4 protein-coding genes are annotated in these 11859 nt (G+C 66.5%); 2 read left to right on the forward strand and 2 right to left on the reverse strand.

Going from position 1 to position 11859, the window contains the following annotated elements; all coding sequences use genetic code 11:
* Position 1: 1 nt before the first annotated feature.
* A complete protein-coding gene (locus tag PHA84_RS05620) occupies positions 2 to 2923 on the reverse strand; it encodes a helicase-related protein (protein ID WP_270887105.1) in 2922 nt (973 codons plus the stop codon).
* A gap of 177 nt (positions 2924 to 3100) precedes the next feature.
* Here PHA84_RS05620 and PHA84_RS05625 point away from each other — a divergent pair, with 177 nt between their 5' ends.
* Positions 3101 to 6427, forward strand: a complete 3327-nt coding sequence (locus PHA84_RS05625; RefSeq protein WP_270887106.1) for a hypothetical protein — start codon at positions 3101 to 3103, stop codon at positions 6425 to 6427.
* The gene (locus tag PHA84_RS05630) at positions 6424 to 11364 is read left to right on the forward strand and encodes a DEAD/DEAH box helicase (RefSeq protein WP_270887107.1); all 4941 of its coding nucleotides are present in this window, start codon (positions 6424 to 6426) and stop codon (positions 11362 to 11364) included. The genes PHA84_RS05625 and PHA84_RS05630 overlap by 4 nt, the downstream gene beginning before the upstream one ends.
* A gap of 125 nt (positions 11365 to 11489) precedes the next feature.
* Here the strand turns inward: PHA84_RS05630 and PHA84_RS05635 are convergent.
* The coding region (locus PHA84_RS05635; protein ID WP_270887108.1) for a transposase at positions 11490 to 11859 on the reverse strand (370 nt) is incomplete at its 5' end.

The following is an 11859-nucleotide window of genomic DNA, read 5'->3' on the forward strand; positions in this document are numbered from 1 at the left end:
CTCAGCGTCCCTCCGCGTCGTCGGCTGGTGCGGACACGGCACGTCCCACGGGGTGGTCGGCCGGGACGACGACCAGTAGGGGTCGGACCAGCTGGCGGTCGGGCGAGCGCCCCGCCGCCATGCGCTTCTCGTCCTCCACGCTCATGCGTCGGGTCCGTATCTCGGTGCGCTGGATCAGGGCATCCGCCTCGTGGCTCCACTGGTTGACCCGGTTGGTCCACGCTTCCACCTTGGCGTCGGCGTCACGGCGGACCGCGTCGAACTGGTCTGTCATCCGCTTGCGGGCCTCGTCGACGGCGTGGGGGATCAGCAAGCTGAGTCGATCGGCGTCCGAGACCGGACCTGGGTTGGTGAGCTTTCCTGTCGCGCCGACCTCGGTGAGCATGTCGAGTGCAGTGTCGTGGACCTCGACGATGGTCTGGTCTGGGCGGTCCGGGTTGAGGAAGATGACGGACAGCCACACCGACGAGACGGTGAGCCCGCGCTTGTTGGTGAGCGTCCCGAGCAGCAGCACCGTCGGCCGCTCGACGTCGGCCCGGATCGCGAAGACCTCGTTGCGGGACAGAGAAGCGAGTGCCCGGTCGCTGGCCCAGTCGATGACGGGGTGGATGGGGCCGAGAAAATGCGCGTCCGGCCACGAGGACCCACCCCCGTCGGCCAGTGCTGCTGCCAGGAGCGCCTTGCCCTTGGCCTTCGTCGTGGCCAGGCGCAGGTGCTTGGTGACCTCGCGCTCCGCGAGGTAGGTCTGCGGCAGCACGTCCAGGCGGGCGACAAGGTCACGCGGGGGCTGGAACTCGACGATCTGCTCCTGGTCATGCCGGCGGTAGCCGACCCCGCCAGCGGACGGGCTGGCATCCGGGGTCGTGTACGCCTGCACGAGGGCTTCCTCCAGGAAGTCCACCTCGGCGGCATACAGCGAACTCACGCTGACCGGCGCGGTGGTGAGGGAGGATGGGTTGGTCGCGCTCGAGTTCGCTTGGAGGCGGGCAAGGAGGGCCATGACGTCGCTGCCCTTCGCGACCTCCTCAGGCGTCGCAACGACATCATCGAGCGTTGTCTGGCCCGCGAGGACCTTGCGGATCTCTTTCTCCTCGGCTTCGACGTCGTACTTCCCCATGAGGGAGGCGGAGTCACCCAGCGCGGCGTGCGCCTCCTGCTCCTTTTCCAGAAGCCTGGTGAGCACGCGCAGGTCGCCAGAGAAGGTGGCGTGAGAGGGCTCGAGCAGCAGAGTGGTGATCTGCGGGCGGTGCTTCTGGCCGTACCGGTCGATGCGGCCGTTGCGCTGCTCGATCCTGATGAGAGACCACGGGATGTCGAAATGGACGAGCTGGTGACACTGGAGGTGCAGGTTGACGCCCTCGGAGGCGACGTCGCCGGTGACCAGGATGCGTACGGCTGCGCCATGCTGCTTGAACTCCTCAACGATCGCCTGCTGCTCCTGGTCGGTGAGGCCGCCGTGCAGGATCCTGACCGCGTCGGTCGGCAGATCGAGGTCCTCGCGCAGCTGGTCGGCGAGCCAGTCGAGGGTGGCTATGCGTTCGGCGAACACGACCGCGCGGGTCGGCTTGCCCTTCCCAACGCCGATGCTGGTGAGGTGCTCCAGTAGAGCCCCGTACTTTCCGCCCTCGGCTGTCGCCGCCTTGTCGGCCAGCGACCAGAGCCGTTGGAGGGCTTCTATCTCGATGGCCTCGTCGGGCAGGGTGTCGGACAGTTTGGCGATGCGTTGCCGGCAGGTCTCCAGGAGGGCAGGTGGGGAGGACAAGAACGCCTTGGCGAGGGTCCATGGGAAGAGGGATGCACCGCCGGAGTGGGGGCTGGACCCCTTGGAGTGCAGCCAGACGTCCGCGAGCTCATGAGCGACCGCGTCCTCCTCAGGTGAGGCCGGCACTAGCTTGTGGACGGGCTCGGCCCGCTCGGCCCAGTCAGAGCCGACCACGCTGGCCACCTCGGGGCTGTAGCGGTGACGGCGCACGATGAGGCGCTTGACCTCACCTTCGATGAGCTCGCCATCTGCGCGGACGGCGGTGGGCTCAAGCAGCCGGATGAGCTCAGCGAAGGACTCCGCCTTGCCGTTGTGGGGTGTCGCGCTGGCCAGGATCAGGGCGTCGGTGTTGGGAGCGAGGATGCGGGCGAGCCGGTTGTTCTGGGTCGACGAGTTGGTGACGCCGTGCGACTCGTCGATCACGACTGCGTCCCACCGGTGGTTGCGGAGGTGGGCTATGTAGCGGTCGTTCTTCAGCGTGTCGATGGAGATGATCGCCCGCTTGTACATGGTGAAGGGGTTGCGGGTGGCGGGCAGCTTCTGCTTGACCTGCTGGATGCCCACGGAGTCGAGGCGCACGAACGGCAGGGCAAAGCGCGTCCACATCTCGTGCTGCATCTGTTCGAGGACGTGGCGGGGACTGACGATGAGGATGCGCTCACCACGGCCTCGCCGCACCAGCTCGCTGAGGATCATGCCGATTTCGAGGGTCTTACCGAGGCCGACCGCGTCGGCCAGCAGAATGCGGGGGCGGAGGTTGTCGGGGTCGAGGGCTCGTCGGACGGCGTCGTCCTGGTAGGCGAGGGGGTCCGCGAGGATCTGTGACGACACGGTCAGGCTGGGGTCGTCGACCGGGAGCGACGTCTTGCGGAGGGTGGCTTCCAGCCAGAGCTTGCTCTTTCGGTAGCCGGGAGAGTCGTCGGCCACGACGCGTGTCTTGGCCGGGTCGACGACCTCGATCGAGTCCAGCGACTCGTAGAACGTCGCGGTGGTATCGCGGACCAGTTCGCTCAGCCCTTGGACGGTCAGGAGCCAGCCGTCATGTGTGGAGTCGACGCCAGTGACCAGCCACTCCTCGTCGCGCACCAGGACGACGGACCCCGGCGCCACCTCCAGCTGCTTGTGGCCCTCTTGATCCAGCGCCGGTGCTGCTGTGGTCACTCTCCCCGCCCTGCCCAACCTCGTTGCCGCCTCTAGTCCATCCGACTACGCACCTTATCCAAGGGAGTGATGCGGGTGGTCGGTTTCTGTTGATTTGCCCCGCGGGTCCTGTCGGCTTGGGGTTGAATGCCATGAGTTGTGTTTCGGCGAAGGATGCGCAGGGAAGGTTCCAGCCTGATGGCTGAGGTGTTGACCCCTCGACAGGCGCTGAGCAGGTTCGAGCCCGAGTGGCGCGACCAGCTCGGCTCGGTGAACCTCGTGGGTGAGTTCGAGGTTCCTGCTAAGGAGGCCACGCTTCTCCTGCAGGCAGTCGGGATGACCGCCCGGAAGCCTGATGGCCCCGCGGCTCTGCGCAGGTTCCCAGCATGTGTCGCAACAAGCTTGGCGACATTCGCGGGCGCCCACTATGCCGGAGGCGGGCTGTGGGAGTCCTTGTTCAGCCATATCGGCATTCAGGACTCCCCGCATCTGCGGTCCGTGATGGGGTCAGCCTTCCGTGATGCTCTCGAGGCACTCGACCTCCCGACGGTGGATGACGGTCTTGTGAACCTCGGCCCTATCACCTTCCATGCGGTAATCCCGGACTACTGCCTTCGCGACGTCTTAGTCCTGCTCGCCGAGCGCCAGCGCCTCAACCCTCTGCTTGACGGTCATTCCTTCCTCGCCTGGGCCGAGGGCCATCCCTCGCGGCTCGCGAGCCTCGACAAGCCAGCAGCGAGATTCCTGACTCACGGCGGGGAGTTCGCCGCTGACTTGGTGGACCGCCTGCTCGACCTCCTCGCAAGTCTTTCCGCCGGCGAGCGCGAGGTCGACCAGCTGGTGGCCGCCTCGGGCGCGCCTGCACGGATGGTCGCCGCTGCCACCGCCCTGGTCGACGCGGGACTGCTCGATGTCTCGCGAGCCCGGCGGGCCGTGTCATCGCGGGGGCGCTCGGGCCAGCTGGACGCGCCCCAGCTCCTGCTCGATTTTGAGCACACCAGTCTCCTGTTCCGGCTTCCTCAGTGGGACGGTTTCAGCGACGAGCCCGTCCGCTGGAAGGTCATGCTGGACGGTGCGCTGACGGAGCTGCACGACGGCAGGCATGACACAGGCGCCGGAAGGGCTGCGTTCGAGGCAGCAGTCGTCGCCCGCCCGGTGCGCACTCTGACGGCGGTGTTGGGCGAGGCCTTCGCATTCGACCTGACGGTCGTGAATGCGGAATTCCCGGTGCTGGCCTTCGACCGGCTCGGTCGGTTCATGCCGGGTGGAAACCCCCTGCCAGATGAGGATGTCTGGCTGTTGTACCCGGAAGGCGAGGGCCAGCCGAACACCGATGGCGGCGCCATCGATCGGTTGATCCAGCTCATGGGACCAGTGGGATGGGTGGGCTGGACTCTGGCCCTGGTGTCCCTCAAGACTGCACGCACGTTGGGCTGGAGTGATCAGACACGCCCTGTGCATCATCGCGGACGCCCGCAGATGGAGATGGCGGAGCCGACTCTCGGAATGCACACGAGAACAGGTCAGCCACTGTTCACCGACCGTCCGTCAGTACGGCTCCCGAGACTGTCGACGGCCACTGACTGGCGCATCGAGGTCCGCGATGTCGTCACGGGCGATGTGCTCGCTGATGACCTTTGGAGCAACGACGCGCGCAGCGCCGAAGGCGGCGTGGAAGGGTATGCCGACCCGTTCGACGGGTGGGACGCCCCTGTTGTCGGCGAGTTCGACCTTCTGGTGCGGGGACCACTCGGGACCCGCGCCAGCTGGCGGGTCGCACTCGCCGAAGGGCTACTGCAGCGCTCGTCTGTCTACTGCCGCACATTTGTCGCCGATGGGCTGACCCCAGTGACCGTCGACTGGGGAAGCTCGACAGGCCTTGCGATCGAGCCCGCACGTCACGACTTCAGGGCTGATGAGCGTTCGCGACCACTCCACGTGTCGGGTCCGCGTGGGGCCCTGGACCTCGCCTGCACGCCCAACCACCTCGAAGTTTGTCGGGTCAGCGGGGGCGAGGCCTCCGCATGGTCAGCCGCGGCACTGTCGCTGCCATCTGACGGTTCTGACGACCTCGGCTTCCTTGAGGTTCGAATGGCTGCGGACCAGTCACTGCCGCCGCTGAGCCTCGTGACGGCCTCCGGACTGACCCAGACCGTGCCATCCACGGGGGGAGCCGGCGCCAGACAGCGGTTCGACCTCGCTCGGCTGGCCGACACGTTGGCGGCGGAGAAGTCTGCCACCTTGCAGTGGCAGATCGGCGATGAGGCGGCCACCATCCTGGCGAGGTTCCGGCCCAACCGCTTGGCAGCCGGCGCTTCGCTCCAGGACAGCGAGCTGGTCCTGGATGACTTCGCGGGCCTGCCTGACGTGGCCGCTGCGGTATATCAAATCCTCGCACCATGGCGAGCCCCCGTTGTCTGCCCAGTCTCGGCGGACGGCCGGGCCACTCTGACTGACGACCTGCTCTCCGCTGGCCCCCTCGCGGTCTACGTCCGGTCCGACGATCCTTGGGCGCCCGCGCCGTGGCCCAGATGGCCTGAGAAGCCATATCGACTGGCAAGCAGCGGTTCGCCTGCGCCACTGACCGCGGACGAGGGGCTGGCCATTCATTACCTGGCCGGCTTGACGCGAGCACCCCAGGATGCGCGTTCCTTCCCGTACCTGTGGGTTGCGTGGGAGCGAGGCAACGCCATCGTCGACTCCGGTGCGGCGCCGTTGCTTCGGACGGAAATCCCCGCAGTGCTGAGTCATTGGCCGACCGACGCGGTTTCCGCCCTGATGAAGACCGATATCCCGCGGGAGTCTGCCCTGCTCATGGCCATGAGCGCTGGTTTGCTGTGGGCCCACCCTGAGATGCCAGCCGATGTACAGCGCACCGCCTGGAACCGCTATCCCGCCCTCGCCAGTACCTCCTCAGGCCGGACACAGGACCTGCCGTGGGACGAGATCGTCGGTGTGTGCGGACCTATGGCGGAAATGATCTCAGCCGGCGAGGCGGGTTGGGTACCGTCGGCCGGCCGCTTCGAGCATGCGTCCTTCCTCAACGCCATGAGTTCGCATCAGTTCGAGGCACTGTGGAGCGCCGCCGGAATCGTGCCGCGCGGATGGCTCGACGTTGACTCGAGGGCCGCAGCGAGTCGCACCCTGTTCCAGCATCGAAGGCGACCCGACATCGACGCTCTCGCGCGCACCGGCTCGGCATTCGTGAAGCACGTCGATGGCCTGCTCAAGGATTCCGGCAACGAGGGCTTGCGCCAGTGGCTGGCCCACCGCGGCAGTCCCACGCCGTCGTGGTCCTGGGAAACCCTGCCGCAGGTGTCCGCCGCATTCGCCGCACTGGCGCGCACCGCCGCCCGGGACGGAGGTCCGGCGCGCGAGACCTGCGAACGGCTCGTCGCCAACTGGCAGACCTTGGCGCGACTGGCACCGGACATGGTCACCATCGACGTCCTCTTGGCGGAGATGCTCATTCGGGCCCAGACCGACCCATATCATCGACCCGAGATCGCGGAGGACGAAGGATGAAGGACGTTGTCGACCCCCTCGCCACCAGTACCCGGGTCACGGACACCTACAACCGATACCTGACATCACTCCTCTCGTTGCGCGATCCACGGCTGGCACAAAGCCTGGCGGAAAGGATTAGCGCTTCTGGCTCCATGACGCGCGGGCCGTTCCTGGACGTGACCCCTCCGTACGTGAAGGGTGCTTCCATCCGGGAGCTCGTCGAGGCAGGCGTGCTGAGTGCGGAACTCCTCAACGTGTGCTCCGACGCGCTCCCAGCGGAGCGGCCCCTCTACCTTCACCAGGAGCGAGCCATTCGCAAGGCGGCGGCGGGACGCAGTCTGGTGGTCGCCACCGGGACTGGCTCGGGGAAGACCGAGAGCTTCATCGTCCCCATCCTCGACGCCCTATGCAGGGAGCAACAGGCGGGGACGCTCGGGCCAGGCGTCCGGGCACTCCTGTTGTACCCGATGAACGCATTGGCCAACGACCAGATCAAGCGACTCCGCGAAGTCTTGCGTCACCACCCGGCCATCACGTTTGGGCGCTATACGGGTGAGACAGTGGAGGACCCCGCCAAGGCAGCGGAACTCTTCTCCGAGCTGAATCCGGGTGTTGAGCGGGCACCTAACGAGCTCTTGTCGCGGGCGGAGATGAAGGAAAGCCCGCCACACATCCTCCTCACGAATTATGCGATGCTCGAGTACCTGCTCCTGCGGCCACACGACACGACTCTCTTTGACGGGAGCATGGCGCAGTCATGGCGGTGGCTCGCCGTCGACGAGGCCCATGTCTATGGCGGCTCGCAGGGCGCGGAGATTGCCATGCTGCTCCGCCGGCTACAGCAGCGGGTGTCCCCAGACCGGCCACTGCAGAGCATCCTCACTAGTGCAACCGTCGGGGATGACCCGGCTCTGGTGGCCGAGTTCGCTTCACGACTCACCAACGCATCCGTGGAGTGGGTGGCGGGACACGAGGACCGGTGCGACGTGGTTCCTGCCGTTCGTCGCCCGATTCCCGAACGGGGATCGTGGGGCCCGCTCGACCCTGCCGCCTACCTGGAGCTCGCCGGCGCGGACGACCCATCGTCACGAATTCTCCAGATGGCCGAGGGCCTCGGTTGGGCGGGCAGAGACGCCGGCGAGGCGCTGGCGCATGAGGCGCGCCTGGTGGAGTTGAAGCAGCACCTGTCTTCTGGCCCGCTGACCCTGAACCAGATCGTTGACGGACTGCCGGCAGCCGGTTGGACTCGCGAGAGTCTGGCGGACTGCGTACGAGTTGCAAGCAGTTACTTCGACACGTCGGGGGAACCCGTTCTTTCGGCCCGCTACCACCTGTTCGCCAAAGCCACCGAAGGAGCCTTCGCGTGCCTGGGCAAGCGGGGTCCTCATGTCGCCCTGACGCGACACGAGGACTGTCCTGACTGCGGCGACCCGATGTTTGAATTCGGTTCCTGCCAGCGCTGCGGTCACATCTATCTCGTCGGCGTGCGTGACGAGCGGGACGGCAAGACTTGGTTCCGCCCGAGCAGCCGACCTGGGACCAAGGCGGTGTGGTTGCTGCTCGACCCTCCCGCTGAAGGCAGCTCAGAGGCGGGCAGCGATGAGGATGAGGAGGTATTTGACGAGACAAGAGCCGCCTCGCATGAGGACCTCTGGATCTGCTCGGCGTGTGCCTGCCTCAGCACGTCACCGGCCGATTGCCCTGCGTGCTCGGCAGACGGTATGCGGCCCGTCCGTGCCATCCAGGGCTTGCGTACCGAGATCAAGGAATGCCTGCACTGCGGGAGCCGCAACCCCGACATCCGCACGTTCTCGACTGGGAACGACGCCGCGGCAGCAGTCCTGTCGACGGCGCTTTACCAAGAAATCCCGGCCGCCGACGATGCGACCATGCTCAAGCCGGGGAATGGTAGAAAGCTGCTGCTGTTCAGCGACTCTCGACAGTCCGCCGCCTTCTTCGCGAGCTATCTAGAGGACACGTATGCGCGCATCCGTCGGCGCGCCCTCATCCTCAGCGCGCTGGAGTCCGCCGCAGAACCCGTCAACGTAGAGGATCTTGCCAGTGCCGTGGCGAAGCACGCCGGTGCGCTGGGCCTGTTCGAGCGCCGGGAGTCGCGCCAGAAGCGTGAGCGCACGGCTGCCTTGTGGGTGATGCAGGAGCTCCTGAGCCTTGACGAGCGGCAGTCCCTGCAGGGGCTCGGCCAGATGCGCGTAAGCCTCGACAGGAGTGCCGGGTGGCGGGTGCCTCAACCGCTGCTTGACCTTGGTCTGAGCGAGGGCGAGGCCTGGAACCTGCTCGAGGTCCTCGCTGCCAGTTTGATCAGCCAAGGTGCAGTGACCATGCCCGAGGACGTCGAAGCCAACGACAAGGCCTTTGCACCCCGCCTCGGTCCGGTGTTCGTGCGAGGCACGGGATCCGAGGCCAAACGCAAGGTTCTCAGTTGGGAACCGAGCAGGGCTGCGGTGACCAACCGCCGCATCGACTTCCTCAGCCGTGTCCTCGTCGCCCTCGGACAACCACCAGATCGGGCCCCACAGGTGCTGGGTGGGATCTGGAAGTTCCTTAGCAGCGGAATGCCGGACGGCTGGCTGGCCGAGGCCAGCATTGTCACTGCAGGACGGCTCTGGAGGGCCGATCACACCTGGCTCCTGCTTCAGGCAGCACGGGCCGGAGATGTTGCCTTTAGGTGCTCTGCTTGCCAGCGAGTCACATCCATCGCCATCCGCAACGTCTGCCCGACGATGGGCTGCGACGGGCACCTGGCTCCGTGGAGCCTCCCCGCCCCAGAAGCGGAGCCTGACCATTACCGCGCGCTGCACAGGACCGTCCTCCCGGTCGGGATGTCGGTAATGGAGCACACGGCGCAGTGGCAGCCTCGGGCAGCCGCCAAGATCCAACAGGACTTCATCAACGGGGACGTCAACGTCCTGTCATGCTCCACGACATTCGAGCTCGGCGTGGATGTTGGAGAGCTCGAGGCGGTCATGCTTCGGAACATGCCACCTAGCACCGCGAACTATGTCCAGCGTGCGGGGCGCGCCGGTAGGCGAACATCGTCCGCCGCAGTGATTCTCACGTTTGCCCAGCGGCGACCGCACGACCTTGCCCGGTACCAGCGCCCAACCGACATGATCGCCGGAAGAGTCCAGGCGCCCTACGTCTACCTGGACAATGACCGCATCGGTCGTCGCCATGCTCACTCTGTGGCGTTGTCGATGTTTCTCAGGCACGCCCACGAGACCACCGGCACGGCCTGGCGGCGAGCGGGTGAGTTCTTCAGTGTGGAGGGCGCGACCACGTCCGGGGCGGAAAGGTTGCTGAATTACCTCCGCGACTATCGGCAGGACGTCGACGCGGAAGTCGCCCAAGTCCTCCCGCGATCTGTCTTCAAGGCGATCGGTGCAGATACGGCCGAATGGACAGAAGCGCTTGGCGATCTGGTCACGTCAGTGCGGGACGAGTTCCGTCAAGACATCAGCGAGTTCGAGGCGCTGCGAGTGGAGGCTTTCGACGCGCGCCAGGACCGGCTCGCCGCTCGTTATGGGAAGACAGTGAGCACCCTGGAGTCCCAAGAGCTTCTGGGCTTCCTGGGGCAGCACAACATTCTTCCGAAGTATGGCTTCCCCGTTGACACGGTCGATTTGCGCACAGTGCAGGCGGACCCAGAGAGGGGCGCAGACATCCGCCTGAGTCGAGACCTCAGCACGGCCATCTACGAGTACGCGCCAGGGGCACAGGTTGTCGCTGGCGGACGATTGTGGACATCGGGCGGGGTCTACCGGATGCCCGGACGCGAGCTAGTGCAGCGGCACTACGCCGCGTGTCTTGCCTGCGGGCATTTCCAAGACGATGTCGCGGCGCTGGAGCCGACATGCCGAGCATGCGGGCATCCGTTGCCACAACGTCCCCCGTATGCGGAGCCGGTCTACGGGTTCGTCGCAGCGCCAAGCCCGAAGCGACCTGGCACCATCCCACCCGTGCGCGCTTGGAACGGTGCCACGTACGTCCGACGGCAGTCACCGCAGCTCCAGTCGAACAGCATCATGCTGGGGAGTGCCCAAATTGACGTCCAGTACGGGCCCCGCGCCCAACTTGTCGCTGTTAGCGAGGGCAAGGTCGGCCGAGGGTTCCTCATCTGCGAGTCCTGCGGCTGGGGCACGTCACTGGTGGCCGAGTTCCCCAAGTCACACGCACGTCTGATCGGTCCCGGCACCTGCAAGGGATCGCTGAAGCAGCTGTCCCTTGCGCACTCCTTTGAGACCGACATGCTCACCCTGAGAGGCTCGGGAGACACGGCAGAACTCCTGCAGTCGCCCTCAGTTCTATACGCCATTCTCGAGGGAGCTTCGCGCGATCTGGACATCGCCCGGGATGACGTCGACGGGGCGCTGTACCGCACGGAGGATGGGGCGCCATCATTGGCCTTCTTCGACACCGTTCCGGGTGGGGCTGGGAACGTCCTGCGTATGGGGCTGCATCTCACGGATGTGCTGCGTCGAGCTCAAAAGGTTGTCTCGTCGTGCGACTGCGGGCCTGAGACCAGTTGCTACGCCTGTCTACGGACCTTCCGCAACGAACGCTTCCACGACCAACTCCACCGGGGCGAGGCCGCCGAGCTGCTGAGTGACGTTCTTCAAGGCCCGAAGGTTCCTTTTCAGCATCACTCGGATCCGGGGCTGCCTGCGGAGTGGTCTGCGGTCATGGCCTTGGCGGAGACGAGGGAAGAGCGGGAGTTGCTCGCGGCGCTCGCGGCCGAGGCCGACATACCCGTTCCCAACCTTGGCGTCGAAGTGGCGGACGGCATCCCGGTATCGCTCGCTTGGCCAGCACACCGCGTTGCAGTCCTCGTCGACGGTGAACCTGGGGACGCGGATGACCTGCAGCGCTCAGGATGGCGCCTGGCTGAGCCCTCTCCCCAGAGTGTTCGCGCGCTCTTAGCCTGGATCCACCGATGAGCCGGGGCCGGTCGAGGGCGCTTGGCATTTCGAGCAGGGGACCGGAGGAGGGCGCGGTGTGTCGCCTGACCTTGCTGTCAGGGGTGTTCCACGGTTCTTTGGGTGCGCGCGGGTGGGCTGGGTCGTCAGGCCGTCGTGAGCGGTGGTGGTGAGCCGCCGGTGTGGTCGAGCAGGCGTTGCCATTCGCGTCGCCAGGGCCAGCCGGCCGGGAGGTGCAGGACCAACCGTCGGGCGCGTCGGGCGGCTCGGGCCGGGACATGGACGAGCCGGCGACGGATGGTCGCGGTGGTCGCCTTCGCCAACTGTGGCCCGGTCAGGGTCGCGGCGGCGCGGGTGAGGTTGAACGCGATGACGGCCAGGACCAGCCAGGCGGCGTTAGCGGTGAAGTTGCCCGACGGCAGGTGCGCCAGCGCGGCGTTCTTCAGGTCGGCGTGGACCTGTTCGATGACCGCGTGGCCGCGGTGGGTCTTGTCCGCGGCCACGGCGTCCAGCACG

The organism is Pedococcus sp. 5OH_020, assembly GCF_027812955.1.
GTDB lineage: Bacteria > Actinomycetota > Actinomycetes > Actinomycetales > Dermatophilaceae > Pedococcus.